At 71.2% G+C, this 25,962-nt stretch carries 26 protein-coding genes and 3 pseudogenes; 17 read left to right on the top strand and 12 right to left on the bottom strand.

Annotated features, from left to right (window positions below):
* Nucleotides 1-161: 161 nt before the first annotated feature.
* From GEV43_RS29840 to GEV43_RS29860, 5 genes are all read left to right on the top strand, one after another.
* The gene (locus GEV43_RS29840; RefSeq protein WP_160823523.1) at nt 162-1,625 is read left to right on the top strand and encodes a catalase; all 1,464 of its coding nucleotides are present in this window, start codon (nt 162-164) and stop codon (nt 1,623-1,625) included.
* Nucleotides 1,626-1,721: 96 nt separating this feature from the next.
* Complete coding sequence (locus GEV43_RS29845) at nt 1,722-2,108, top strand: ankyrin repeat domain-containing protein (protein WP_160823524.1); 387 nt, start codon at nt 1,722-1,724, stop codon at nt 2,106-2,108.
* A gap of 141 nt (nt 2,109-2,249) precedes the next feature.
* A complete protein-coding gene (locus GEV43_RS29850) occupies nt 2,250-2,525 on the top strand; it encodes an Atu4866 domain-containing protein (protein ID WP_160823525.1) in 276 nt (91 codons plus the stop codon).
* Nucleotides 2,525-3,283 (top strand): SDR family NAD(P)-dependent oxidoreductase, encoded by a 759-nt coding sequence (locus GEV43_RS29855; protein ID WP_160823526.1) that lies wholly within the window; start codon nt 2,525-2,527, stop codon nt 3,281-3,283. The genes GEV43_RS29850 and GEV43_RS29855 overlap by 1 nt, the downstream gene beginning before the upstream one ends.
* A gap of 31 nt (nt 3,284-3,314) precedes the next feature.
* Nucleotides 3,315-4,082, top strand: a complete 768-nt coding sequence (locus tag GEV43_RS29860; RefSeq protein ID WP_160823527.1) for an SDR family NAD(P)-dependent oxidoreductase — start codon at nt 3,315-3,317, stop codon at nt 4,080-4,082.
* 21 nt (nt 4,083-4,103) lie between these two features.
* Here the strand turns inward: GEV43_RS29860 and GEV43_RS29865 are convergent, their stop codons facing one another.
* A complete protein-coding gene (locus GEV43_RS29865; protein ID WP_206681324.1) occupies nt 4,104-5,615 on the bottom strand; it encodes an AarF/ABC1/UbiB kinase family protein in 1,512 nt (503 codons plus the stop codon).
* A gap of 263 nt (nt 5,616-5,878) precedes the next feature.
* Nucleotides 5,879-6,619, bottom strand: a complete 741-nt coding sequence (locus GEV43_RS29870) for an SDR family oxidoreductase (protein WP_160823529.1) — start codon at nt 6,617-6,619, stop codon at nt 5,879-5,881.
* A 96-nt stretch (nt 6,620-6,715) separates the two neighbouring features.
* Between GEV43_RS29870 and GEV43_RS29875 the strand changes: the two genes are divergently transcribed.
* Nucleotides 6,716-7,276, top strand: a complete 561-nt coding sequence (locus GEV43_RS29875; protein WP_160823530.1) for a TetR/AcrR family transcriptional regulator — start codon at nt 6,716-6,718, stop codon at nt 7,274-7,276.
* 120 nt (nt 7,277-7,396) lie between these two features.
* Here GEV43_RS29875 and GEV43_RS29880 read toward each other — a convergent pair whose 3' ends face one another.
* The gene (locus tag GEV43_RS29880) at nt 7,397-8,077 is read right to left on the bottom strand and encodes a TetR/AcrR family transcriptional regulator (RefSeq protein WP_160823531.1); all 681 of its coding nucleotides are present in this window, start codon (nt 8,075-8,077) and stop codon (nt 7,397-7,399) included.
* 161 nt (nt 8,078-8,238) lie between these two features.
* Between GEV43_RS29880 and GEV43_RS55270 the strand changes: the two genes are divergently transcribed.
* The 4 genes and pseudogenes from GEV43_RS55270 to GEV43_RS29900 all read left to right on the top strand — a co-directional run bounded on the left by GEV43_RS55270 (nt 8,239) and on the right by GEV43_RS29900 (nt 13,329).
* Nucleotides 8,239-8,415, top strand: coding sequence for a hypothetical protein (locus tag GEV43_RS55270; RefSeq protein ID WP_309239906.1), 177 nt, complete (start codon nt 8,239-8,241; stop codon nt 8,413-8,415).
* Entirely contained in the window at nt 8,388-9,467 is a 1,080-nt protein-coding gene (locus tag GEV43_RS29885) for an oxygenase MpaB family protein (protein WP_309239907.1), read from the top strand. The genes GEV43_RS55270 and GEV43_RS29885 overlap by 28 nt, the downstream gene beginning before the upstream one ends.
* Nucleotides 9,468-10,528: 1,061 nt before the next feature.
* A pseudogene (locus GEV43_RS29890) lies at nt 10,529-11,952 on the top strand (alpha/beta hydrolase domain-containing protein).
* Between the two features lie 216 nt (nt 11,953-12,168).
* Nucleotides 12,169-13,329, top strand: coding sequence for a pyridoxal-phosphate dependent enzyme (locus GEV43_RS29900; protein ID WP_160823534.1), 1,161 nt, complete (start codon nt 12,169-12,171; stop codon nt 13,327-13,329).
* A gap of 230 nt (nt 13,330-13,559) precedes the next feature.
* Here the strand turns inward: GEV43_RS29900 and GEV43_RS29905 are convergent, their stop codons facing one another.
* Nucleotides 13,560-13,766: a 4-oxalocrotonate tautomerase family protein gene (locus GEV43_RS29905; RefSeq protein WP_160823535.1), complete on the bottom strand. Its 207-nt coding sequence runs from the start codon at nt 13,764-13,766 to the stop codon at nt 13,560-13,562.
* Between the two features lie 80 nt (nt 13,767-13,846).
* A complete protein-coding gene (locus GEV43_RS29910) occupies nt 13,847-14,581 on the bottom strand; it encodes an SDR family oxidoreductase (protein ID WP_160823536.1) in 735 nt (244 codons plus the stop codon).
* Nucleotides 14,582-14,691: 110 nt separating this feature from the next.
* On the opposite strand from GEV43_RS29910, the gene GEV43_RS29915 reads away from it, so the two are divergent.
* The gene (locus GEV43_RS29915; protein WP_160823537.1) at nt 14,692-15,402 is read left to right on the top strand and encodes a TetR/AcrR family transcriptional regulator; all 711 of its coding nucleotides are present in this window, start codon (nt 14,692-14,694) and stop codon (nt 15,400-15,402) included.
* Nucleotides 15,403-15,457: 55 nt separating this feature from the next.
* On the opposite strand, the gene GEV43_RS29920 is transcribed toward GEV43_RS29915, so the two are convergent.
* Nucleotides 15,458-15,847 carry a RidA family protein gene (locus GEV43_RS29920; protein WP_160823538.1) on the bottom strand — a complete coding sequence of 130 codons (390 nt, stop codon included), beginning with the start codon at nt 15,845-15,847 and terminating at the stop codon, nt 15,458-15,460.
* A gap of 68 nt (nt 15,848-15,915) precedes the next feature.
* Between GEV43_RS29920 and GEV43_RS29925 the strand changes: the two genes are divergently transcribed.
* Entirely contained in the window at nt 15,916-16,518 is a 603-nt protein-coding gene (locus tag GEV43_RS29925; RefSeq protein ID WP_160823539.1) for an ABATE domain-containing protein, read from the top strand.
* Between the two features lie 419 nt (nt 16,519-16,937).
* Here GEV43_RS29925 and GEV43_RS29930 read toward each other — a convergent pair whose 3' ends face one another.
* The 4 genes and pseudogenes from GEV43_RS29930 to GEV43_RS29945 form a co-directional block, all read right to left on the bottom strand.
* Nucleotides 16,938-17,240 (bottom strand): hypothetical protein, encoded by a 303-nt coding sequence (locus GEV43_RS29930; protein ID WP_160823540.1) that lies wholly within the window; start codon nt 17,238-17,240, stop codon nt 16,938-16,940.
* A gap of 459 nt (nt 17,241-17,699) precedes the next feature.
* Nucleotides 17,700-18,062: pseudogene (locus GEV43_RS29935) on the bottom strand (SAM-dependent methyltransferase); the annotation flags it as partial.
* 130 nt (nt 18,063-18,192) lie between these two features.
* Nucleotides 18,193-18,468: a hypothetical protein gene (locus GEV43_RS29940; protein ID WP_160823541.1), complete on the bottom strand. Its 276-nt coding sequence runs from the start codon at nt 18,466-18,468 to the stop codon at nt 18,193-18,195.
* Nucleotides 18,469-18,868: 400 nt separating this feature from the next.
* The gene (locus GEV43_RS29945; RefSeq protein WP_160823542.1) at nt 18,869-19,252 is read right to left on the bottom strand and encodes a MerR family transcriptional regulator; all 384 of its coding nucleotides are present in this window, start codon (nt 19,250-19,252) and stop codon (nt 18,869-18,871) included.
* A gap of 75 nt (nt 19,253-19,327) precedes the next feature.
* Here GEV43_RS29945 and GEV43_RS51355 point away from each other — a divergent pair, with 75 nt between their 5' ends.
* The 3 genes from GEV43_RS51355 to GEV43_RS29955 all read left to right on the top strand — a co-directional run bounded on the left by GEV43_RS51355 (nt 19,328) and on the right by GEV43_RS29955 (nt 20,973).
* Complete coding sequence (locus GEV43_RS51355) at nt 19,328-19,759, top strand: SDR family NAD(P)-dependent oxidoreductase (protein WP_241683092.1); 432 nt, start codon at nt 19,328-19,330, stop codon at nt 19,757-19,759.
* Nucleotides 19,723-20,055 carry a hypothetical protein gene (locus GEV43_RS51360; protein ID WP_241683093.1) on the top strand — a complete coding sequence of 111 codons (333 nt, stop codon included), beginning with the start codon at nt 19,723-19,725 and terminating at the stop codon, nt 20,053-20,055. The genes GEV43_RS51355 and GEV43_RS51360 overlap by 37 nt, the downstream gene beginning before the upstream one ends.
* A 483-nt stretch (nt 20,056-20,538) precedes the next feature.
* Complete coding sequence (locus tag GEV43_RS29955; protein ID WP_160823543.1) at nt 20,539-20,973, top strand: hypothetical protein; 435 nt, start codon at nt 20,539-20,541, stop codon at nt 20,971-20,973.
* A 508-nt stretch (nt 20,974-21,481) separates the two neighbouring features.
* Here GEV43_RS29955 and GEV43_RS29960 read toward each other — a convergent pair.
* Complete coding sequence (locus GEV43_RS29960) at nt 21,482-22,459, bottom strand: L-threonylcarbamoyladenylate synthase (protein WP_160823544.1); 978 nt, start codon at nt 22,457-22,459, stop codon at nt 21,482-21,484.
* Between the two features lie 67 nt (nt 22,460-22,526).
* Between GEV43_RS29960 and GEV43_RS56405 the strand changes: the two are divergent.
* Nucleotides 22,527-22,775, top strand: a pseudogene (locus tag GEV43_RS56405) (YbhB/YbcL family Raf kinase inhibitor-like protein); the annotation flags it as partial.
* Nucleotides 22,776-22,921: 146 nt separating this feature from the next.
* On the opposite strand, the gene GEV43_RS51365 reads toward GEV43_RS56405, so the two are convergent.
* Nucleotides 22,922-23,740, bottom strand: a complete 819-nt coding sequence (locus GEV43_RS51365) for a hypothetical protein (protein WP_160823545.1) — start codon at nt 23,738-23,740, stop codon at nt 22,922-22,924.
* Between the two features lie 1,366 nt (nt 23,741-25,106).
* On the opposite strand from GEV43_RS51365, the gene GEV43_RS29975 reads away from it, so the two are divergent.
* Nucleotides 25,107-25,829, top strand: coding sequence for a hypothetical protein (locus GEV43_RS29975; RefSeq protein WP_160823546.1), 723 nt, complete (start codon nt 25,107-25,109; stop codon nt 25,827-25,829).
* The last annotated feature ends 133 nt before the right edge of the window (nt 25,830-25,962 follow it).

The raw sequence follows: 25,962 nt of genomic DNA on the forward strand, positions 1-25,962 counted from the left end.
CCGGGGCCGGCGGGCCAACTTCCGTTGCCGAACCCGGGACGCGCCGGCCGGGGGAGCCGGACCGTTCAGGCGAACGGATCGTTTTCTTGACTCATTCAAGAAAAGCTGGTTGGCTCACGGGCATACGAGCGTCCGACGAACGAGCCGCATCGGAGCGAGCCTTGCCTGAGAACGACCAGAAGCCGTTGACCACCGTCGCCGGCGCGCCGGTGGCCGACAACCAGAACTCCATGACCGCCGGCGCCCGCGGCCCGATGCTCCTCCAGGACGTGTGGTTCCTGGAGAAGCTGGCCCACTTCGACCGCGAGGTCATCCCCGAGCGCCGGATGCACGCGAAGGGGTCGGGCGCGTTCGGCGCCTTCACGGTGACGGGCGACATCACCCGCTACACCCGCGCCAAGATCTTCTCCGAGGTCGGCAAGAGGACCGAGCTGTTCGCCCGGTTCTCGACCGTCGCGGGGGAGCGCGGCGCGGCCGACGCCGAGCGGGACATCCGCGGCTTCGCGCTGAAGTTCTACACCGAGGAGGGCAACTGGGACCTCGTCGGCAACAACACCCCGGTGTTCTTCTTCCGCGACCCGCTGAAGTTCCCCGACCTCAACCGGGCGGTGAAGCGGGACCCGCGCACCAACCTGCGCGACCCCGAGAACAACTGGGACTTCTGGACGAACCTGCCGGAGGCGCTGCACCAGGTCACGATCGTGATGTCGGACCGCGGCATCCCCGCGTCGTACCGCCACATGCACGGCTTCGGCTCGCACACCTACAGCCTGGTCAACGCCGAGGGCGAGCGGTTCTGGGTGAAGTTCCACCACCGCACCCAGCAGGGCGTCAAGAACCTCACCGACGCCGAGGCCGAGGCGCTGGTCGGCCGGGACCGCGAGTCGCACCAGCGGGACCTGTTCGAAGCGATCGAGAACGGCGACTTCCCGAAGTGGAAGCTGTACGTCCAGGTCATGCCGGAGGCCGAGGCCGCGGACTACCGGTACCACCCGTTCGACCTGACCAAGGTGTGGTCGAAGAAGGACTACCCGCTGATCGAGGTCGGCGAGTGGGAGCTGAACCGCAACCCCGACAACTACTTCGCCGAGGTGGAGCAGGCCGCGTTCACCCCCGCCAACGTGGTGCCGGGCATCGGGTTCTCGCCCGACAAGATGCTCCAGGGCCGCCTGTTCTCCTACGGGGACGCGCAGCGGTACCGCCTCGGCGTGAACCACCACCAGATCCCGGTCAACGCGCCGAAGGCCCCGGTGAACTCCTACCACCGCGACGGCGCCATGCGCGTGGACGGCAACCAGGGCGGCGTCCCCGGGATCGAGCCGAACTCCTACGGCCGCTGGCGCGAGCAGCCGTCGTACCGCGAGCCGGGGCAGGCCATCGGGGCGTTCGCCGACCGGTTCGACTTCCGGGAGGACGACGACAACTACTTCGAGCAGCCCGGCATCCTGTTCCGCAACATGTCGGCCGAGCAGCAGCGCCTGCTGTTCGAGAACACCGCGCGGGCGATCGACGGCGCCTCGCGGGCGACCATCGAACGGCACATCGCCAACTGCACCCGGGCCGACCCCGCCTACGGCGAGGGCGTCCGCAAGGCGATCGAGGCCCTGGCGGCCCAGAAGCCCTGACACGCGCGGGCTTCCAGCAAGGCGAACACCCCGGCGCGGTGCGCGGACCCGCGCACCGCGCCGGGCACGTACCGGAAAGGATCGGAGAGACCGCCCATGAGCGACGCCGCACTGACCGCGGAGCAGACCGAGCGCGTCGTGGCGATGGCCCTGGACCTCGCGCGGGACGGCGAGACCGAACGGCTCGTGGAGTTCCTCGACCACGGGCTGCCGGCCGACGCGGCCGACCCCGCCGGCAACACCCTGCTCATGCTCGCCGCCTACCACGGGCACGCCGGCACGGTCCGCGCCCTGCTCGCCCGCGGCGCTGACCCCGACCTGCGCAACGCGCGCGACCAGGCCCCCATCGCCGGCGCGCTGTTCAAAGGCGCGGACGAGGTCGTGACCGTACTCCGCGAGGCGGGCGCCGACCTGGACGCGGGCACGCCCACCGCCCGCGCCGCCGCCGCCCTGTTCGGCCGAGAGCACCTGCTGCCCGGGTGACCGCCGTCCCGGCGGCTCCGGGGCCGCGGGGTTGCCTGGGTGTGGCGTTCCTAGGGTAAACGCGCCCTGGTTGATGGCCTCTGACCTGGTCAGACTCGTTGGAGCGGGGAAGAACCGCACCAACGGGGAGAGGGGTGAGCCATGGCCGGGACGGCTGAAGGCGTCGACGCCGACGTGGTCGGGACGTGGGTGACCGCGGACGGTCACATCCGCCAGGAGCTGCTGCCGGACGGGCGCTACGACGAGGCCCGCGGCGAGCGGCGCAGCGCGTACACCGGCCGGTACACGGTGACCGGCGCCCACCTGGAGTACGTCGACGACACCGGGTTCACCGCGACGGGCGACGTCCGGGACGGGGTGCTCTACCACGAGCATCTCGTCCTGTACCGGGAGACGACGGGCGGGGGGCGGTCCTGATGACGGGACGGCGGCTCGCCGGGAAGGTCGCGCTGATCACCGGCGCGACCGGCGGCATCGGCACAGCGACCGCCGAGCTCTTCGCCCGCGAGGGCGCCCGGCTGGTGCTCACCGACGTCGCCGAGGGACCGCTGGCGGACCTCGCCCGCCGGATCGAGGCGGGCGGCGCGGAGGCCGTCCACGCCCGCCTCGACGTCTCGTCCGCGCGGCAGTGGGACGAGGTGATCGCCCTCGTGCGCGACCGGTTCGGGACGCTGGACGTGCTGGTGAACCTCGCCGGCATCGTGGACTGGCCGGGCGTCGAGGACACGCGGGAGGACGCCTGGGACCGCGTCATCGACGTCAACCAGAAGGGCACCTGGCTCGGCATGAGGGCGGCGATGCCGCTGCTGCGCGCGAGCGGCGACGCGTCGGTGGTCAACACCTCGTCCGTGCTCGGGCTCGTCGGCAGCGGCGCCGCCGCGGCCTACCAGGCGTCCAAGGGCGCGGTGCGCCTGCTGAGCAAGACCGCCGCGGTCGAGTACGCGCGGCACGGCGTACGGGTCAACTCGGTGCACCCCGGCGTGGTCGCCACGCCGATGATCCAGGACATCCTGGACGAGGAGGGCGACCGGCAGCCGGACGTCCGGCGCACCCCGATGCGCAGGGCCGGGCGCGCCGACGAGATCGCGCCCGCCTACCTCTTCCTCGCCTGCGCCGAGTCCTCGTTCGTCACCGGCTCGGAACTCGTGGTCGACGGCGGCCTCACCGCGTACTGAGCCGCCTCAGCCGACAGCACAAGGAACACACATGACCATCACGACTGCGTCCAAGGAAACCGACGAGTTCGCCGGGAAGGTGGCCCTGGTCACGGGCGCCGCGCGCGGCGTGGGCAAGGAGACCGCGGCGCTGCTCGGCGCCCGCGGCGCCCGCGTCGTCGCCGTCGACGTGCGCCCGGCCGTTACGGACCTCCCGGACGAGATCCCGGGCGTCCTGGCGCTGACCGGCGACGTCACGCGGGAGGAGACCGCCGTCCGAGCGGTTCGGGCGGCCGTGGACGCGTTCGGCGGGCTGGACATCCTCGTCAACAACGCCGGCCGCGCCCTCAACAAGCCCGTCACCGAGACCACCGCCGCCGACTGGGACGCGGTGATGGCGGTCAACGCGCGCGGCTCCTTCCTCTTCGCCCGCGAGGCGTTCCGCGCCATGGAGGCGCGCGGCGGCGGGGCCATCGTCAGCACCGGCTCGTACACCTGCACCGTCGGCCTGCCCGAAGGCTCCGCCTACAGCGCGTCGAAGGGCGCGCTGGCCCAGCTCACCAAGGTCCTCGCGATCGAGGGCGGGCCGCTCGGCATCCGCGCCAACATCGTCGCCGCGGGCGTCGTCGAGACCGACTTCCTCGACTCGTTCCGCTCCGACAGCCGCGCGTACCTGGCCTCGTTCGCGGACGCGCAGCCGCTGGGACGGGTGGCGCGGCCCGAGGAGATCGCGGAGGTCCTGTGCTTCCTCGCCTCGCCGCGCTCCGGCTTCGTCACCGGGGCCGTGGTCGCCGCGGACGGCGGCCTCACCGCGATCTAGCCGCCCGGGCCCGGAACCGTCCTACGCCTCCTCGCCCCGGTCGCGGCAGAGCCGCCAGATCGCGGCCGCCGCCAGCCCCGCCGCGGTCGCCCGCACCGCGGGACGCGGGTCGCGGCCGGAACCGGAGACCCCCGTGCCGATGTTGATCGTCAGGTCCCGGCCGGCGGCCTCGGCCAGCACGGCGCGCGTCTGGTCCAGGGCCGAGTCGCCCAGCAGCGCCAGGTCCAGGACCTGCCGGGCGAGGTAGCGCTTGGACAGCGCCTCGTCGGCGAGCGCCCGCGCGATGCCGGGCAGCGCGTCCTCGAACGCCTCGATCGCCGACAGCTCCGGCGCCAGGCACCGCACCGAGCCCTCGACGTTCGCGAACGCCTTGCCCACGATGCCCACCATCGAGCTGGACCGGATGCCGTGCCGGGCGGCGCTGCGCAGCACGTCCATCAGCACCACGCCGAAGTTCAGGTCGGCGAGCGACCTGCCCACGACCTGCGGGACGATCCGGCGCATGTCCTCGGTGAAGCCGCTGAGGTCGGCCCACCGCGTCGCGTGCCCCATCTGCACCCAGCCCCGCGCCGCCGCCCGCGCGTCGTTCTGCGCGACGTTGACCAGCGTGAGCAGCCCCTGGACGCTCAGCCCCCGGTCGATCCGTCCCACCATGCCCCAGTCGATGACCGTCGCGCCCAGCTCGGGGTGGACGAAGACGTTGCCGGGATGCGGGTCGGCGTGGAAGACGCGTTCGACGAACACGCTGTGGTAGCTGAACTCCAGGAGCTGCCGCCCGATGCGCCCGCGCTGGGCGTCGGTGAAGTCCTCGCGGCGGACGTGGCGGATGGACCGGCCGGGCGCCTCGCTCTGCACCAGCATCCGGGGCGTGGCCGTGATGACCCGCGGGACGGCGACCAGCTCGAACCCGGACGCCGCGCGCCCCGCCTGCTCCATCGCCGCGGCCTCGGCCGTGAAGTCCAGCTCCGGCCCCATCGCGTCGAAGATCACCGCCAGCGTCGCCCTGGCGTCGACGATCGCGTTGACCCTGGGCGAGGCGAGCCGGGTGGCCACCGCCACCACTCGCCGGAACGCCGCCATCTCCCGCAGCACCGCCGCGCGGGCCCCCGGCCGCTGGACCTTCACCACCGCCGGACGGCCATCGCGCAGTACGACCCGGTAGACCTGCGCCAGCGACGCCGACCCGAGCGGCGCCGCCGAGTCGATCCGGCGGAAGTGCCGCCGCCACCCGCCGTCCAGCTCCTGGTCGAGGACCTGCTCGAACATCGGGAACGGCGCGGCCCGCACGGTGTCCTGCAACAGCGCCAGCTCCCGCATCATCGTCCGCGAGACGAAGTCGGGGCGCGTCGCCAGGACCTGGCCGACCTTGATGTAGAACGGCCCCAGCCGTTCCATGGTCCGGCGCGCCTCCACCGCCCTCGCATGCCCCCGCTGCTCCCGCCCCCGCGGACCGGTCTCGTCGCGCGAGGCGACCCAGTCCGCGGCCAGCAGCCTGGCCAGCCGCATCAAGAGCCGCTCACGAACGAGATCCAAAGCCCCTCAAACCCCGGTGACCGAAGAACATCCGGACGACCCGCCGCCCCGGCCTCGCTGGAGGCCGGGAGTCCGTCCGGACAACAATGACCGCCCGGCCGCGGGGAAACCCCCAGGTCGGGAAGCCGCTCGCCGGACCGCCACGAAGATGTGCCGCCCCTGCCAGCCCGCCCACCACCGTCCGACGGCCGCCCTGTCGCGTACGCCCGGGCGCACCGCTCATCCGAGAGCCCGCGATCCCCGCCACGCGCCCTCGGGCCCTCTCAGCCCTGCCGGGTGGGCCGGATGGTCATGTCGCCGATCTCGACGTCGTCCGGCTGCTCGATGGCGAACGCGACGGCGCGCGCCACGGCGTCGGGGCTGATGCCGAGCGACGCCATGGACTGCCGGGCCTGCTCCCGCTGCCCGGGATCGTCGATGTGGTCGAGGAGTTCGGTGCGCACGTACCCCGGCGAGATGGAGGTCGTGCGCAGAACGCCGTCGGTGGACTCCTGGCGCAGGGCCTCCAGCAGCGTGCGCACGGCGTTCTTGGTGCCCGCGTACACGGCCTGAGTCGGAACGATCTTGAGGCCGGACGTCGACACGGTGGTGACGAAGTGCCCCCGCCCCTGGCCGCGGAAAACCGGCAGCGCCGCGGCGATGCCGTGCAGGACGCCGCGCAGGTTGACGTCGATCATCGCGTCCCAGCCGTCCACGTCGAGATCGGCCATGGGGGCGGTACGGGCGACTCCGGCGTTGCTCACCAGGACGTCCAGGCGTCCGAAGTGCTCCACGGCCAGGGCCACCAGCCGTTCGAGATCGGCGCGCTCGGTGACGTCCACCTCCACCATCTCCGCGCGTCCTCCCTCGGCCCGGATGCGTGCCACGAGCGAGCCCAACCGGTCGGTGCGCCGGGCGCCGAGCACGACGGCGGCGCCACGGGCCGCCAACTCCAGTGCGGTCGCCGCTCCGATACCGCTGCTCGCTCCCGTGACGGCGACGACCTTGCTGTCCAGCGTGCTCATCGAGACCTCTCCTGCCCTAAACTGACAATTGTCCGGTTACGGCTCCACCGTACCGGACAGTTGTCCGTCTAGTGGCGAGGGAGGGGGCGGCGGGGCATGGCGGGTCGTGAACGCCGGTCGGACGCGGTCGCCAACCGCGACCGGATCGTCGAGGCCGCGCGGGCCGAGCTGAGCGAGTCCAACGGCGCCGTCGACGACCTGAAGCTCCACAAGGTCGCCAAGGCGGCGGGAGTGGGGCAGGGCACCCTCTACCGGCACTTCCCGACCCGCGAGCACCTGCTGGCGGAGGTGTACCGGCACGAGCTGGCCCAGCTCGTCGACGCCGTGGCGCCGCTGCTGGCGGAGCATCCCCCGCTGCGGGCGCTGTCCTGCTGGATGCGACGCCTGGTCGAGTACGCGCGCGTCAAACGCGGCGTCATGGCGGCGATCGAGGCGTCGGCGTGGCGCGACGTCCACTCGGAGCAGCACCATCGACTCGATGAGGCACTCGGGACGTTGCTCGACCAGGGAAAGGCCGCCGGTCAAGTGCGCCAAGAGGTCGACGCCACCGACGTCGTTCTGCTCCTGGGTGCGCTGACGCGCCTCCCCGAATCGGAATGGGACGCGCGGGCCCCCACCATCGTGACGATCATCGTGGACGGCCTCCGCCCCCGCTGAATCCCGGCCGACAAGGCCGAGCCCCGGCGAAACGCGACGACTGTGCCGCGCCTTCCGGCCCTTGAGTGCGGGCGAAGTTCCCATTCGTGCAACGCCAATAGCGTTACCGGCGCGGAAGGGTTATTGGGGGTTGGCCGGGGGGTGGAGCATGGGGACGAGGAATCGGCGGGCCACCGCCGCCACCTGGTCGTCGTCATCGAGGTCGATGAGGTGGCTGGGGATCGCCAGGAAGGAGCCCGAGACCCGGACCATCATCTCGGCGACGAGGTCGGTGTCCAGGTCGTTCGACACGTTGCCCGCGCGCTGCTCGCGGCGTAGCTGACCCGCGACGAACGCGCGCACGGTGGCGAGGGTCCGCCCGCCGTCACTGATCATGGAGGGGACGAGCAGATCCGGTTCCGTGGCGATCAGGCCGCCGATCAGCGGGTTGCGGCGAATGGCGCGCAAGGCGCTCACAAAGCCCAGCACCACCCGGTCGGCGGCGGTCTCGGCCCGCTGGATGTCGATGAGGAACTGGTCGAAATAGCGGCGGAACTCCCGGCGCACCACCTGTTCGACCAGCGCGTTCTTCGTGGCGAACCGGCGGTAGACCGTGATGCGCGAGACCCCCGCCCGCCTGGCCACGTCCTCCATGGTGGACCGCTGGACGCCCATCCGGCAGAACTGCTCGTACGCCGCGTCGAGGACGCGCGCGCGGGTCTCGTCCAGGTCGTCGACCCGTTCGACGGCGTCGGTGTACGCGCGTTCGAGCAGTGACTCCGGGCCCGTGGACGTCATGAGGAAGGACAGCGCAGGCTCCACGATCTCCTCCTTGGACGGCTGATTCCGCCTCGGTCGCCAATGGTCGCCGTTGCGACGGGCCTTGTGATGGCCGACACACTGTGCTTTATTGATGATACACCGATGCAGCGCGCGTTTCATCGTTTCAACAAGGTGCTCTCGGGCCGAGGAGGAGCGAAGGCATGGAGAAACCCAGCAGACGCAACGTGTTGATGGCGGGTGGGACGCTCGGCGCGCTCGGCGCGCTCGGCGTCGCGTCGCCCGCGCAGGCCTGGACCTGGTCGCCCAAGGGCTCGGTGGCGGGCGCGGGGAGGGCGCCGACCCGCGGTGGGTGTGGGACGAGGAGGCCGATCCGCTGATCGCCTCGCTGCTCGACCGCGGCGACGTCCCCAAGGTCAACAAGCTGCTGCGCACCTGGAAGAAGAACGGCCAGCCGCTGCCGGACGGGCTCCCCGCGGACCTGCGCGACTTCATGGAACGCGCCCGCCGGCTGCCGTCCTGGGCCGACCAGGGCAAGCTCGCCACCGCGGTCGAGTTCAACGAGAAGCGCGGGCTCTACCTCGGAGTGACCTACGGCTTCGCCAGCGGGATGATGAGCACGGCCATCCCCAAGGAGGCGCGCGCGGTCTACTACTCCAAGGGCGGCGCGGACATGAAGGACCGCATCACCAAGACCGCCAAGCTCGGCTACGACATCGGGTCCCGCGACGCGTTCCAGCCCGGCGGCGAGATGATCGTGACCTGCGTCAAGACCCGGATCGTGCACGCCGCGGTGCGCCACCTGCTGCCGAAGTCGCCGTACTGGTCGAAGGTCGCCGACGAGGAGATCCCGATCAGCCAGCGGGACATGATGGTCACCTGGCACAGCCTGCCCACGACCGTCATGCAGAACCTGGTGAAGTGGAAGGTGCCGATCCCCGCCTCCGAGTCCGAGGCGTTCCTGCACTCCTGGCAGGTCGCCGGGCACATGCTCGGCATCAGGGACGAGTACATCCCGAAGTCGTGGAACGAGGCGAACGCCCAGGCCGAGCAGGTCCTCACCCCCGTGCTGGCGCCCACCCCCGAGGGCGTCAAGCTGGCCGACATCCTCCTCAACCTCGGCTCGCTGATCGACGGCGGCCTCCTCACCAAGCCCATCCTCGGCTCGCTCACGCGCTTCCTGCTCGGCGACACCATCGCCGGCTGGCTCAGGATCCCCAGGGACCCGCTGTGGGACCCGCTCATCCAGAACGCCTGGGGCCCGTTCGTCGCCGTCCGCGAGGGCCTCCTCGCCCTCCCCGACGCCCCGAAGGAACTCCAGAAGGCGTACTGGGCGTTCGACGAGATCCTGCGCCAAGGCGCCCTGCTTTACCTGTCCGAAGGCAAGCTCCCGATCAGCATCGAAATCCCCGAAACCAACCGCCCCCACTGACCGCCCCCGCCCCCGCGCCGCGCCCGGTGGCCGCGCCGGACACGAGCAGTGTCCGGCGCGGCGCGCCGGGGGAGTCGGGGGCCGCGCGGCGTGCTGTGCCGCGCCCGCCCGCGGCGTGCTGTGCCGCGCCCGCCCGCGGCGTGCGGTGACGCGCCCGCCCCTGGATGGTGTCCGGCGTCCACGCGGTGTCCGGTCTCCACGCGGCATCCGCGCGGCGCGGCGTCCGGTGTCCGGTGTCCGCGCGGGACCGTTCCCGGATCCCGGCCCGCAGTCCCCGACCCCGGTCCGCGCAGTTCCCGTTCCCGGTCCGCAGTCCCCGACCCCGAACCGCGGTCCGCGGTTCTCAGTCCGGGCTCGCAGTCTGCGGTACGGCCCCCGGCCCCGGCCCCGGTCCCGGCCCTCGGTCAGTGCTCCCAGTCCGTGGTGCCCCGTTCCCAGAGCCCCGGTTGCCGTTCGGAACGGCCGCCGTAGGCGGTGCTGATCGGGAGAAGGCGGGACGGCATTGTCGGCGGTGGTGCCGCGGGCGGGAAAGCGGCGGTCACGCAGGGGGTATCGGTGCGGGCGCCCGAGCCGGTAGTGCCGTTGGCTCGCGAGTAATGGCGACATGCTGCCGACATTGTCGGCGGTCTCCCGTTGCCTTCCGGGAAGGCCGGATTTAGCTTCCTCGCACCGGTGACGTGGACCACACCCCCGCGAAACAGCACCGCTCACCGGCAGCGCCGACACCTGGACCCCCACAAGGCCCGGCAGGCTGCCAAGCGCGCTCCTCGGATCCGCCAGACCCCCTTTCACCTCTGTCTTCCACCACGAGCACAGCGGGAGCACGCGTGCGATCAACCAGGTTTTCCCGACCGTTCAACTGGACGAAGGCCGCATTGCCGGTGGCCGTCGGTGCGCTCGTTCTGAGCACCGTGGCGACCGCGCCGTCCGCAGCCGCCAGCACACTCGCAAGCACGTCCGGCGGCACGGCCGCCATCACGTCCGGCGGCACGTCCGGCGTGGCACAGGGGCGTTCGTTCGAAGGCGCGTCGAACGATCCGGCGCGAAGTGGGCTGCCGCGGGTGCGGGGCCCGTTGCCGGCGAACGCCGCCTCGCATCCGTTCGGCGGGGCCGCCTACGAGCGCCGTCCGGAGAACCTGAAGAAGGTCGGGTACGTCGAGGAGGAGTACCTGGTCAGCGGCAAGGCCAACGTCTACACCTGGCCCGAGGCCGGGCCCGCGCGGGTCCGTACCCCGGACGCCCCGTACACCACCAGGATCCTCGTGCGCCGTCCCGCGCGCGCCTCGCGGTTCAGCGGCAACGTGGTGACCGAGATGCTCAACCCCTCCAACCTGTTCGATCTGAACATCGGCTGGGCGATGGCGCACCGGCAGCTCGTCGCGAACGGCGACGTGTGGGTGGGCGTCACCGCCAAGCCGGTCTCGGTGGCGGCGCTGAAGAAGTTCGACGCCCAGCGGTACGCGTCGTTGAGCTTCGCCAATCCGCTGCCGCCGGACGATCCGCGCAACTGCGCGTCCGTGCCGTCGGACTCCTCCCGCGCCACCGAGAACGGCCTGGCCTGGGACATCTACAGCCAGCTCGGCAGCCTGCTGCGCGTCAGGGGTCGCGGCAACCCGCTCGGCTACGGCGAACGCGTTCGGCACGTCTACGGTTTCGGCTACTCCCAGACCGGCGGCTACCTCTACAACTACATCAACGGCATCCACCCGCTGGACGTGCGCCGCAACGGAGGCCGTCCCGTCTACGACGGCTACATCGTCGCCGTCGCCGGGGGAGACTTCGTCGGAGCCGTCCCGATGAACCAGTGCGAGGCCGCCCCGCCGACCGGCGACCCGCGCAAGCAGTTCCGGAACGTCGGCGTCCCGATCATCCACATCATGTCCCAGTCGGACTACCTGACCGGGATCGCGGCCCGCCGCCCGACAGCGACACGCCCGCCGACCGCTACCGCCACTACGAGATGGCCGGGGCAGGGCACGCCACCCCCGACGAGCTGTACTTCGCCGCCGCGCCCGCCGACATCACCAAGGCCGGGCAGCCCGTACCGCCGATGAACTGCGACCAAGGACCGCGCAGCCGCTTCCCCAGCCACGTCTTCTTCGACGCCGCGATCCGCAACCTGGACCGCTGGGTGCGGTACGGCACCCGCCCGCCGCACGCCGAACCGATCCAGGTCCAGAACGGCGCGCCCGTCCTCGACGAGCACGGCAACGTCCGCGGCGGCCTTCGCTCGCCGTACCTGAACGTGCCCACCAGCACCTGGTACGGCACGTCCACCGGCGCGTCGTTCTGCCGCATCGCCGGACACGAGGTCCCGTTCGACGCGGCCAAGCTCCGCCGCCTCTACCCGACGCACGGACGCTACGTCCAAGCCGTCGCCGCCGACACCCGTGACCTCGTCGCCCGGCACATCATCACCGCGGCCGACGGAAGGGACATCGTCCGCGAGGCCGCAGCCGCCGACATCCCCAGCCACCCGGCTTAAGCCCCACGAACCGTCCGCCATACTGACGAACCGCCGTGAGCCGCTGGTCAACGCCCCCAAGCCCCGACCACCGGCTCACGGCCCACCTCCACCCCGCACCCAGCGGCCCCGCGCGGACCGCGCACCCCCCGCGCGTCGCTCTCCTCGCCCACGTCGCCCGTATCGAAGGCTCTGGGAGACTCGTACGTTCGGCGCTCGGTCATGTTGGAGGCTCGGATGGCTCGTGCACGGTACGTCGATCCTGTTGGCGGCAGCGAGTACCCGCTTGAGGTCCCCCGGTGGCGGTCCGATGCGGGACGGCCGTTGATGCTGACGCCGCAGGCGGGGATCTCTCGCGAGGACGTCGAACGAGGCGAGCGTTCGCTGTGGCGTTACCGAGCCTGCCTGCCCGAGGACATCGCGCGGCCGATCTCGCTGGGGGAGGGCTGCACTCCGCTGGTGGAGAGGGAGTGGGATGGCGCGCGGCCGTTGTTCAAGCTGGAGTGGTTCAGCCCGACGGGCAGCTTCAAGGACCGCGGGACGAGCGTGATGCTGTCGTACCTGCGCGGGCACGGCATCACCGAGGTGCTGGAGGACAGTTCGGGCAACGGCGGCTCCTCGGTCGCCGGGTACGGCGCGGCCGGCGGGATGGCGGTGAAGGTCCTCGCCCCGGCGCACACGTCCCCGGCGAAGATCGCGCAGGTGGCCGCGTACGGCGCGGAGGTCCAGCTCGTGGAGGGACCGCGGGAGGAGACGCAGGCCGAGGCGATCCGCCAGTCCGACCGGTTGTTCTACGCGAGCCACAACTGGCAGGCGCTGTTCCTGGAGGGCGCCAAGACGCTGGCCTACGAGCTGTGGGAGGACCTGGGCTTCCAGGCGCCGGACAACGTCGTCGTACCGGTCGGCGCGGGCAGCGGTCTGCTGGGCTGCCACCTCGGTTTCAGGGAACTGGTCGCCTCAGGCCAGATCCCGCACCTGCCGCGCCTGTTCGCGGCGCAGCCGCTCAACTGCTCCCCGGTGGACGCCGCGTTCGTCGCCGGGCGGGGCCGTTCGGCGGAGGAGCGTTCCACCGACCGCGCGGTGCGCCCGACCATCGCCGAGGGCACCGCGATCCGCAGCCCCCTGCGGCTGCCGCAGATGCTCACCGCCCTGCGCGACAGCGGCGGCTCGACCGTGGCGATCCCCGAGGAGGACATCGTCGCGGCCTTGGCCGAACTGTGCGCGCAAGGGCTGTTCGTGGAACCCACAAGCGCGACCGCCGCCGCCGCGTTCACCCGCCTGGTCGGCGAGGGCCGCATCTCGCCGGACCAGACGACAGCGGTCGTGCTCAGCGGCTCGGGCCTCAAAGCCGCCGCCACGGTACGCGACCTGCTCGCAACGACTCCCCGACCGTCATGACCGTACTCCACCCGCCCGGAACGGCCGGTGGCCATCGTGAGCCGTACGCGACCCGTTCGGACCAGCCGCGGGGTCGTCCCGGGAGGCGTACGTGATCCGTCCGGGCCGCCCGGGAGATGTCGTCAGCCGGGCGCGGTCGTCCTGAGCAGCCGTGCGTGACCCCGCTCAGGACGGCCGCGCGGCCGTTCTGCGTGCGCCGTTTGCGGCGGTCAGGAGCGGACCGGCGGGGGTCAGCTTCGGCCGAGCATTTCTGCGGTGAGGATGTTGCCGCCGAGGCCCCAGCCGCCGTCGGGGACCTCCTCCAGCAGCACCAGCGTGGTCGCGCGGGCCCTCTCGCCGTACACGTCGGCGTAGGCGTCGGTGACGGCGTCGATGAGCTTCTTCTTGGACTCGGGGGTCAAGGTCTCGGCGGGCACCTTGAGGTTGGCGAACGGCATGATGATTCTCCTTCGGTTCGATGCGGAGGGCGTAGACAACAAGGCGGCCACGGCCAACGGCCTGCGGCCGAGGCGGGGGCCTAGATGATTCCGCCGTTGGCTCGGACGACCTGGCCGTTGACCCAGTGCCCCTCGGGGCTCGCCAGGAAGGCGACGACCTCGGCGATGTCGGCGGGGGTGCCGAGCCGTTCGAGCGGGGGCTGCTTGGCGAGCCGTTCGATCGCGGCCTCGTCCTTGCCTTCGAGGAACAGGTCGGTGGCGGTCGGGCCGGGCGCGACCGCGTTGACCGTCACGTCGCGGCCCCGCAGTTCGCGCGCCAGGACGAGCGTCATCGCCTCGACGGCGCCCTTGCTGGCGGCGTACGCCCCGTAGCCGGGGAACTGGAGGCCCACCACGGACGTGGACAGGGTGACGATCGCGCCGCCCGGACGCGCGCGGCGCGCCCCCTCGCGTGCCATGACGAAGGTGCCGCGGATGTTGGTGCGGTGGACGGCGTCGAGTTCGTCGAGGTCGAGGTCGGCGATGGGGGACAGGCTCATCCGCCCCGCCGAGTTGACCACGACGTCGACGCCGCCGTACGTCTTCTCCGCCTCGTCGAACATCGCCGCGACCGCGGTCTCGTCCGCCACGTCGGCCCGCGCCCGGACGGCCCGCCCGCCGGCCGAGGTGATCGTGTCGACCACCTCGGCCGCGGCGTCGGCCGACCCCTGGTAGCCCACGACGACCGCGGCGCCCCGTGCCGCCAGCGTCATCGCGATCGCCCGTCCGATCCCACGGGAGCCGCCGCTGACGACGGCCACACGCTGGTCACTCATGGAGATCCCCCCTCCCTTACCGCCGATACAGGATTGGCGTATCGATGTTACGAAAAGAGAGTAGCACGCATCCCATATCACCGCTAACATCGTGCCGTATCATTGATCTCATGGCGGACACGGACGCGCTCCGCGCGGTGATGATCAAGGCGGCGGAGCGGCAGCTCGCGGCGTCCTCGGACAACGACATCGCCACGCGCGCGGTGTGCGAGGCGGCCGGCGTGACCCAGCCCGTCCTCTACCGCCTGTTCGGCGACAAGCGGGGGCTCCTCGACGCCGTCGCCGACCACGGGTACGAGCGCTACGCCGCCCTCAAGGCCGCGCAGGAGCGGACGGACGACCCGGTGTCCGACCTGCGCGCCGGGTGGGACGGCCACCTGGCGTTCGCGAAGGAGCACCCGGCCCTTTACCAGCTGATGTTCACGCCCCGGCCGTGGTCGCATTCGACCGCGCGGGCGCGCGTGTTCGACCTGCTCGTGGCGGCGCTCGTACGGTGCGCGGCGGCGGGCGCGCTGAAGGTCGAGCCGCGGACGGCCGCGCGGCTGATCCTGTCCGCCAACGTCGGGATCGCCCTTGACCACATCGCGAGACCGACCCTGTTCGACGACCCCGCGCTGTCGCACCGCATGCGCGAGGCCGTCTTCTCGAACGTGCTCACCGAGGCGACCGAGCAGGCGGAGGGCGACCCGTTGCGGACCGCCGCCCTGCGCCTGCGCGCCCAGCTCGAACTCCACGGCACCGGCGCCCTCGAACAGGCCGAGACCGCCCTGCTTCTGCGCTGGCTCGACCGCATCGCCGGGCACGGCGCCCCTCGACCCTGACCAAGGGCACCTCCGGCCTTGTGCCCGATCCCGGCGCCGCGCCCCGGGTGGGACGTCACACGGCGGCGACGGCGTCGATCTCGACGAGGCACTCCGGACCCAGGCCGGCCACGACGTGGACCGTGATGGCCGGCGGCGCGTCGGCCGGGTCCCAGACCTGCTGGAACGCGGCGAAACCCTCGTTCAGCACGTGGCCGTCCACCACGGCGATGTTCCAGTGCACGATGTTCGCCAGGCTCGCGCCCTCGCTCTCCAGGATGGTCCGGAGGTTGCGGAACGCCTGGGCCGCCTGCTCCGCGACCGTCGGGCCGACGACCTTGCCCTCGGCGTCCACGCCGTTCTGCCCGCTGATGTAGATCGTCTTCGCCGGCTGCTCGACCACGACGGCCTGGCTGAACGCCGGGCTGCGGTGGAGTCCTTCGGGGTTGACGTGCCGCGTGCTCATGATGCCGTCCTCTCCGGCGATGAAACCGGTATAAGTGGTTTCTTGGCGAAACCAGTTATACTGGTTTCATGCGAGCGAGGACAACCGGCCGGGTTCTGCACGACCCCAAGGGCGGGTCATTTCGGTTCGACGCCGGGGCGGTCTGCCTGGACTTCGCCCATACGGGCGGCGAGGGCCGGTACGCGGTGTTCGAGACCCTCCGCGAGCCCGCCGACCTGGGCGAATGGCTGGCCGAGCCGCCGCTGGCCGCCGTCCTGACCGACCCCGTGACGCCCCGCGAGCTGGCCGCCGCCAAGACGCTCCGCCAGGCGATCTGGGACGCGGCGCACGACCGCGCGGCGCGCCGTCCCGTCCGCGCCGAGGCGGTGGCGACCATCAACCGGGCCGCCGCCGCGCCACCCCTGGTCCTCGAACTCGCCGATGCCGGAACGACCGCCGCATGGGCCACGCCCGTACGGGCGACGCAGGCGCTGTCGACCCTGGCGCGGGAGATGATCGAGCTGCTGACCGGACCGCTCTCCGAACGCATCCGCGAATGCGCGAGCGACAACTGCCCGCTGGTGTTCGTCGACTCGTCCCGCCCCGGCGCCCGCCGCTGGTGCGCGATGGAACGCTGCGGCAACCGCCACAAACTCCGCACCCACCGCGCCCGCCACTCCACCAACCCGTGACACACCCGCCCGATGCCCCTAAGAACGAGACGGAGCCAGGCGGTTCCCGGAACGGCGCGTTCAACGATGGGGTAGAGACCAAGGCTGGCGGGGAGCCTGTAGGCGCGACCTCGGTCGCCGCCTAAACAGACAGGCCCAGAAGGCGTCGGCGACCGCCGGGTGGCCGTGCCTCGCCGAAGAGGGACGCCGGAAAGGCAAGGGCCAGACGTCCCATAACGACGGGCTTCGAGCCCCGACGGTGGCCAGCCCGGTGAGGGAGTCCTCGATCTCGCGACCGTCGGTGTCGAGACGGCGCTCCGCGCCTAGTTTCCGCCACCCGGTGGCGCACTCAGGAGGCGCGGCTCCCATTCCCCGCACACGTCTGCGGGGAACGGGAGGGACGTGTAGCCCTCTCCCGCTCCCCGCGAGGTGCTGCTACGTCACATTGCGGCGGTTCGCGCGCTGGGGATCAGTTTGACGTAGAGGTATTCGGTGGACGTCGGCTGGTAGAAGACGCACCGAAAATCGCTCCACTGCTTCTCCTGCACGCCGTGCATCCCCGCCATCAGGCATTGGGCTTGATCGTATCGGGAGTAGGGGTAGGCACCGTGGTAGGTGTATCCCTCCAGAATCTCGTCGGCATGCGCGGCTGGGGCGGCGGCGGTCAGTGGAAGGAGCGCCGCGACCCCCAGCACGAAGGCTGCGGTGATCGAGCGGAAGCCGTTGGAACGGGGCGAGGTCATGAGGGTTCCTTTCTGGAGTGTGATCGGTTTTGTCGCGCGGCTGGGCGAAGGACGGTCGTTGCGGAGTAGGGCACGGCAGAGGCCGGCGCGCTACAAGAACCTTGCGGCCTTGCATTAGGCGTTGACGAATGCGTTCCGTATCCAGGTCTGCAACGTCTCAAGCTGCTTGCTGTCCATCTGCTAATCGGGGAATTGAACGCGAAGTGGCGGGTGGTGCCGCTGATGGGCGGGGACATTGAGGCGTAGATAAGACGGGAGGCTGGGAGCATGTGTGAACCAGCAGGGGCGGTGATGCCGATGGGTGGGGCGGGGCTGCCAATTCTCGATGGCGCCCCGACCGTGAGCCAGCACCCCCGCGGCTCCAGGCCCCTGTCGAAGGCGCAACCTTGCAGTACCAGCTACCAGAGACGACGGCCCGCAGGGAAGCACACAAATTTCCGACCGCTGAAATCAACGCCGCCCCCGCCGACCGGACGTGAGCAGGGCGGCCGCGTGCGCGAGGACGAGCGGGTCGTTGTCGACGAACACGATCTTCGCGTCGGGTGCGGCGCGCTGCGCGACCTCGTGCGTGTTGTCGGCGGTGAGCAGGCCGGTGCCGATGTCGAGGAACTGGCGGGCGCCGGAGTCGGCGGCGAGGTAACGGACGGCGCGCCCGAGGAACATCCGGGACGTACGCGCCGCCAGCACGAACCCCGGGAACACCGCGGCGATCTGGGCGCCGACCCGCCGGTCCACAGGATAATTGTCGTTCCCGCTGAGCCAGTGGTTCTAGATCCGTGCGGAGTGCGGCACGGACGTGTCGATCGCTGAGGTATCGACCATGAGCGCTCCTCGCAGGGTGCCGTTTGGCGATCTCCATCCTTGCCGTGTCGGTGACCTGCGTAGAACGTCTGGCCGCGAGCGGCAACGCTCGGACCGTTCGGACACCCTGCGAGTGCGGCGGATCTCTGGATCAGTACGGCACGACGATGCCGCGCGCGCGAAGGCTCAGCAGCGCTCGGGAGAGGCATTCGCCCGCAGTGCGGCCGTCGGCTCGGAGACCGCAGCTCAACGGGCCGCCGCTGGCGGCGAATGTCCAGGCGGGCCTGTTCTCGGCCAACCGCTCCGGATCCACCCTGATGAACGCGTTGATGCCCTGCTCGGCCAGCCACTCCAGGATGAGCAGTACGACCTCTTCAATATCCACCTGCTGGTCAGCCTCACATCTGCGAAATCCGCGTTCAGACATGGCCACGACCGTACGCGGCTCGCAGAGCGGGTCTGTAGAGCGCAAGATCACTCACAAGGCAAGTGCGGAAGTCGCCTCCCGCGTCCGTAGAAGGAGCACTTGATGAGGTCCGGTTCTGTGTCGTGCGGCGAACGACGGTGGCTTCCATTCCCTCAACGCCACCGCGGACCAGCAGGTTCTCTATACCTGCTCGCAGTTCTTGGCCGGTGGTCTCGGCGACGGCTTCGTTGGCGGGGCGGGGGTAGCGCGTGGTGGTGCGCGGATTGCGGTGGCGGGTCTTGGTCATGATGAGGTGCGGCGAAACCTTCCTTCTGCCGGATCTGGCCCCCGGCGGCCATCCCCGCCCCCGACGCACGCGACGATGACGACGAGAGCTGCCCCCGGCCGCGGCCGAACCTCATCAGGGCTCCGGGTGCGTGTCCGTGATCGCGATGACCTCGTCGAGGCGGTCCAGGGCGGCTTGCAGATCGTCGACCTTGGCCTGGATGCGGTCGCGTTCGGCGCGCAGCATGGCTCGTTGCTCGGCGTCGGTGTGCCCCGAGTCCCAGCACGGGAGGAGTTCCGCGATCCTTCGGCTGGTCAGGCCGGCGGCGAACATCTGCTGGAAGAAGCGCACCAAGGGGACGGCGTCCTGCCGGTAGAGGCGCTGGCCGGACGGGCTGCGCTCCGCGACGAGCAGCCCCTGCTGCTCGTAGTAGCGGACGGCGCGTACCGAGACGCCGGCACCCCGCGCCACCTCGCCGATGCGGACGAGCCGCTCGCCCGCGGCCTCCGTGACGGTCATGGTGATTCCTCCCACCCCGGTCCTGACGGCCGGCACTTGCCTCTGACGTCAACGTCAGGTCTTAGCGTACCCGGCATGGATATCAACGACTCGGTCGTCCTCGTCACCGGAGCCAACCGCGGCCTCGGCCGCGCCTTCGCCCAGCGCCTGCTCGAACGGGGCGCCCGCAAGGTGCACGCGACGGCCCGCCGACCGGAGACCGTGGACCTGCCCGGGGTCGAGGTGCTGCCCCTCGACATCGCCGATCCCGCATCCGTGAGGGCCGCCGCCAAGGCCGCCCCGGACGTCACGCTGCTCGTCAACAACGCGGGGATCCAGACGGGGGCCGACCTGGTGACCGGTTCGCTGGACGGGGTGCGGCACGAGCTGGAGACCAACGTGTTCGGCCACCTGGGCATGATCCGGGAGTTCGCGCCGGTGCTCGCCAGGAACGGCGGGGGCGCGATCGTCAACGTCCTCTCCGCCATGTCGTGGTTCGGGTCAAGGGTGCCAACGCCTACCACCTGACCAAGGCCGCCGCCTGGGCCATGACCAACGGCGTCCGCCTGGAGCTCGCCGAGCAGGGCACGCTCGTGACGGCGGTGCACCTCGGTCTGGCCGACACCGACATGGCCGCGGGCTGGCCCGTGGACAAGATCACGCCGTCGGACCTGGCCGACGCGGCGCTCGACGGGGTCGAGGCGGGCTCCGCCGAGGTCCTCGCCGACCAGTGGAGCCGGGACGTCAAGTCCCGCCTGCCCTTGACACCCGAAGAGTTCAACACCGAGATGGACCGCGCCATGGCGGCACTGACGGCCACCTGAGAGCCCCTCGGGCCGCACTGACTTCGGTCGGTCGGTCAATACCCCGCGATTGTGGATCTTCATGGTGTGGCCTCGTGCCGGCGGGGGGCGGGAGCGGGCCTGGTGTCGGCCGCTGGTGGCCGCCGTGACCAGGCGGTGCCCGGCAGGCGGTGGGGCGCCGGGCTGTCGGGGTGTCGCTGCCGGTGATCAGAACGGTGAGGCGCCGCCGTCGCCGATCTCCCGATCGACGCGCACCGGCAGGACGCGACCGTCGTCCAGCCGGGGCTCGGTGCGCTCGCTCACCTGCGCCCTGACGGTCCACGACCCCCGCATCCGAACGGCAGACAGCGGTGACCCCGCTCAATCCGGCTCGCTGTCGCCGTTGGCCGGTGGGTTGTTGATATCGGCTCCGCTCTTTCGGGTCGCGGGCTACCCTCGGCATGATCGTTTGCCGAAACCCGGCAACGGTATCGAGGGACAGGAGAGTCCATGCACGTAACCCGCATGGGAACCATCGGTGTGTTCGTCGGCTCGTCCCTGGCGATCGCCATGGCGGCCCCGGCCGAAGCCGCTCCGGCGGCCGCGGGCACCGCTCCGGTCACCGTGGCGGCGGCGCAGAGCTACACCTACAAGCCTTACATGAAGGCCACGAAGGTGAGCGGCAAGTGGGGCGCTCGCGCCTACGCCAAGTACAAGACGCTCAAGAGCCCGGCCATGAAGAAGGTCTGCCTTCAGGTCTGGGCTGCGGCGGTCCATTCGGACTTCCCCGTCACGACGGCCTGCTTCAAGGTCTACCCGTACGAGAACGCGACCGTCAGCACCTCCCGGTTCAAGTGCACCGTCCACCCCCTCTACGCCAAGATCCTGGCCTACGACAGCAAGAACAAAGAGATGAAGAGCCTGCGGAAGAACTCCGTGAACTACCAGGTCGCCTGCTGACCGTGCCCGGCGTCCGCGCCGCGTGAACAGGCGCACGGGTCTCCGGTGGACGGCTCTTCGCAGCCCGACAACGGAGGCCCGCTGCCGCCACCGGCGATCCCGACCAGGTGCGAGGGCGGACGCGGCCGTACCCCCGACCCGCGCCGCCGCCAGCGCGCCGCCATACACATCCAACTCCTCCTTCCGGAGCTGGAGAGCGCGGCGGCCGCCGCGACGTACCGCAGCCGGCACGTCCGCAACGACCAGGACGCCGAAGACCGGCACCGCCGACGGGCACTCCGCGCGCTTGGAGGCCCGGACCGCGCTCGGACTGGGCGAGGAGCAGCCCCCGCCTCGACGAGCGGAGAGACGAAGGTTCGCGTCACGTCGCCGGTCCCGGTCACGGCGAGATCACGCCGATTGCGGCGCGAGGCGTCTCCTGCTCGTCGGCGACTTTCACCGATACTTCTCAGCTGTGATGTGCGGGATCGGGGAGCGCTCACGTCCGGAGCGGGGCACGTGGGGCCGGTCAGGTGATGTGCCGGGGGCCTGCGGCGCGGAGGAGCCGGTTGGCGATCGCCAGTCCCAGCCCCTTCTCCACCGGCAAGGAGGCGACGATGAGGTCGCATCCCTGCCGGTCGAGTTCGCGCAGGAACCCGTACAGTCCTCGCGCGTAGGCGGCCATCGAACCGGGGACCTTCACCACGGCGTGCGCCTTCACCGCGGCGCCGGCCACCGACGGGGGAACGAGGACGCCCACCTGGTGTCCCTCCTCCTGCGCGAGTTCGGCTCGGCGGACGACCTGCTCGGGGTCGACCAGGACGACCCGTGCCCGCGGCGCGTAGTGCGACGGATGCTGGCCCGGTACCCGGATCCGGGTCGTCGTCGCCACCTCCAGCGGACGCCCCAGCGCCGCTTGGAGGTCCTCGCGCGTCACCGCGCCGGGCCGCAGGATGCTCGGGGTCTCGCCGGTGGCGTCGAGGATGGTCGACTCGACGCCGACCTGGCAGGGCCCGCCGTCCAGCACGAAGTCGACGGCCCCGCCGAGCTCGGAACGGACGTGGTCCGCCGCCGTGGGGCTGACCTGCCCGAAGCGGTTGGCGGACGGGGCTGTGACGCCGCCCCCGAAGGCCGCCAGTAGTGCGAGCGCGACCGGGTGGTCGGGCACGCGCACGGCCACCGTCTCCAGTCCGCCCGTGGCTTCGAGGGGTACCCGGCCGCCGCGCCGCAGGACCAGCGTGAGAGGCCCCGGCCAGAACCGTTCGGCCAGCACGCGGGCGGTCGCCGGCACGTCGGCGACCCAGTCGTCCAGCGGTTCCGCGCCGCTGAGGTGGACGATTAGCGGGTGTGAGGGCGGGCGCCCCTTGACCTGGAAGATGCGCGTGACTGCGGCGGGATCCTCGGCGTTGGCTCCCAGACCGTAGACGGTCTCGGTCGGGAAGGCCACCAGCCCTCCGGCACGCAGCACATCGGCCGCCTTCTCGATATCACCGGTCCTTGCCACCACCCGCACAAGCCTAGGCGCACCCGAAGCCCCCAGCGACGCCGCGCTCCCGCAGCCGACGCCGATTACGGTGCCGCCAAGCCGCCCGGGCGGCTCTTGTCAGGCGTCCCGGGCGGCAGGAATCTCTCGTTCGCAACTGTCCTGGAGCGGCGCGCCCGAGGGCACCAAGAGCTACGCCGTCACCGTCTACGACCCCGAGGCCCCGACCGGCTCCGGGTTCTGGCATTGGGCCGTGGCCGACATCCTGGCCACCGTCACCGAGCTGCCCGAGCGCACGGGCGGGCGACGGCACCGGCGCGGCCCTGCCTGGGGGAGCGTTCCGGCTCCCAACGACGCGCGGATGCCCCGCTGCATTGGCGCCGCGCCGCCCGCCGGACGAACCGCACCGCTAATTCACCGTGGTGCAAGCTCTGGACGTGGAGACGATCGGCGTCCCGGCCGACGCCACCCCGGCGTTCCTCGGCTTCACGATGTCCGGCCACAGCCTCGGCTGGGCCGTCCTGACCACGACCGCCGAGCCCCCCGCCTGATCCCGCCCCACCCGGGCGGCGAGGAGGCCCCTCGCCACCCGCAGCGGCCCTCACGACATACGGGAAAGGGCACCGCAAGTCTTCCATCACGGCGCCTCGATCGTCGGCCTCGGCCGGGGCCCGTCAGCCGTCCAGGCTGAACGCCTGGAGGCATCGGCTCAAGTTTCCCCGGACAACGGGTGTCAGCGGGACAGCCAGGGGCCGGGGGCCAGGTCTGCGGGGCGCCCGGCCAGGCCGTGGCCGGGATGAGCAGGAGGAGGTCGATGAGCCCGTCGGCGATGTCGAGCGCCTTCTGTGGGTCGAGGCGTCCGCGCGACTGGCGGTTGAGGACGCCCTCGTTGAACGAGACCGGTGGGGTGATCTTCGGTCGCGGCCGGCGGTCGTGGTCGATCGCCTTGAGGAACTCCGCGGTGAGGACGGCCTTGGCCTGCTGGGCGTCCGCCGAGTAGACCATGATGTTCGGCGCGCGGTCGGGGACGAACATCGGCATGTCCGGCCGGACGAACTGCTCGTAGACCTGCTGGATCTGCTGGGTGTAGGGCAGTACTCGGGTCTCGGGCACCCACGGCGTGCGCACCTGCACCAGGCAGGTCCAGCCCTTGGACGAGAACGGGCCCGGCTTCTGCTCGCAACTGAAGGCGACGACCTGGCAGCCCCGGTGGGTCACCGCGAACCACTCGGCGGGCGTCTCGATCGCCCCGGTGTAGGGCCCGGTGAGCGTTCCGAACGGCGGCCGGGTACCGGCCTCACCCACCTGAGCGCCCAACTCGCCGGCGGCCCATTCCAGCCCTCGCTTGCGTCCAAAGCCCAACATCACGACCACCGCCTCCGCCGAACCAGCAAGATCCATCGACCATACAGACTCCGACCAGGACAATGCGGTCGATGCCCTGGACACCGGTCACGGTGGAAGCCTGGCGCGGTGCCGCGCACGCCCTGACGCTGGGGGAGGAGCAGGCGCGGGAGACCCCGGCCCGCCTCGTCCCCGTCCGTCTGGCTAGGGCCTGGCTGGACGAGCGGCTGGTCCCCGTTGTCGCGGGCGGCGCCGAGGCCGTCGAGGTCGCCTGGGAGCTGACGACCCTGCACCGGGCGGGCCGACCGCGCCCGCCCCGTACACGACCGCGTCCCCGGTGGACGAGCGACTCGTCCTCCCGGGGGCGCGGGGCGGGTCAGGCTGCGGGACAGGACGAGGGCGGTGGCGTCGTCGCGATACCCGAGCCTGCCTCGCGCGCGGGCGCGCGTAGGCGCGCCCCGAAAGGCAGGCTTGGGGTGCCGGGCCGGCATGGGGTGGGCGGCGTTCGTCCCAGCCCTTCCCCGTACGCCCGCGCCTTTGCTTGACGAGTTCTACGGGATGACGGCGGAGCATCCACCGACCGCTCGCCTCGTTCACGTCAGCGTGGCCGACCCCGTCCCGGCGGCCGGCCACGCCGGATGGGTCAGGTGGGGATGCACCCGAACGGTGTCTTCACCCACCCTTGCGGGCATGAGCCCACCTTCTGCGGGGCGGGCACCGCTGATGCGGCGTTTGCGGGCAGGGCGAGGCCGACAGCGGCGGTGGCGGTGGCGGTGACCACGGTCAGCCCGACCACGCGCGCCAGGCGCTTCGTCCTCATGATTTCCCTCTGGACGTCGTCGTTCCGATACACCCCACCCATACCCCTGAGCATTCATGTGATCACTCTGAGCTAGACGTTCGGGCGTCGATAAACTCCCGCTCACCTGGACTGAAGCTTCGAAAACGGCTCGAATCGAGAGTTTCGCGAGCCCCTACGCGCGCGCACGCGTGGGAGCGTCCTGGCCAGGCGCGTGGGGCCAGTTCTGCGAACGTTGCGGCGGTGACTCGCCGCGGCGTCCTCGACCGTTCAGCCGGCGGACGGTTGCGCCTGGTCGACGCACGCGCGCCTCAGCACCGGCTCCAGGGCCTCCAACCCACTCGGCGACATCTCCCGGTCATGGTCCCGCCTGTCGCAGGAAGCCGCTTCACGAGCGCCAGCACTTCCGGATCAGGACCGTACGCTCCCAGTGAGGCAACACGGACGGACACGTCAGGGACGGGCGGCCCGTGCGCCGGGGGCTGTCCCGGACGTACGCCTACGACCTGCCAAGCGCCGCGGATTCCCATGCCGAGGGGAGCCGGTCCGCACTCGGTCCGCCAGCAGACGATCAGCGGACGGCACCTGAGCACACAGACCATCCGCGCCTTCCTGCGGACCACCGTCCGCCAGACCGCAGACCGGACACGGACCGCTGCGGAGTTCTTCAACGAACTGGAGAAGACCGGCCTCCTCGTCCGGCAACGATTCAGTATCAAGCTCCCCGGACAGATCACCGGCTACGCCGTCACCCTGCCCGACCACCTCGGCCCCGACCGCCAGACCATCTGGTACGCCGGTGGCCGCCTGGCGCCAGACCTCGCCTGGACGCGCCTTTGCGAGCACTGGCATACCGGCGCGCCCAACCCGAACCCGCATTCATCCTTGACTTCAGAAGAGCGGCAAGCGTTCTACGACGCCGCCGCGCACGCCGCGCACGCTGCCGCACATGCCACCGCCGAGATCCGACGCTGCACCGTCACAAACCCCTACCAGGCACGCGACGCCTGCTGGGCCGCCGCAGACACACTCCGCGCCGCAGGAGAAGCGACCAACAACCGTCACCTGCACCGCGCCACCGACGCCTACGACCGAGCAACACGGCCACCCCACGGCCAGATTCCCACACCCACCCCGACCGGCAACATACTGCGCACCACGGCGGGTAGCGGGGCCATCCAGGCGGCCGAACTCAAGCTGCTCTATAACGTCATGGTGGCGCAAGCATCCAGGTACTGGAGCCGAGGGTGACGGCCTGGACGCGGCCATCGGTGCGGGACGAGGTCCTGGCCGGCGTAGGGCCGGTCCGCGTCGCGCCGGACGTTCACCGCCTTATGCAATGCCGGTGCCTAAGGACCGTCCTTTCGAGCTTGCTGTTGAAGCC

The sequence above is a fragment of the Actinomadura sp. J1-007 genome, from assembly GCF_009793335.1.
Classification (GTDB): Bacteria; Actinomycetota; Actinomycetes; order Streptosporangiales; family Streptosporangiaceae; genus Spirillospora; species Spirillospora yumaensis.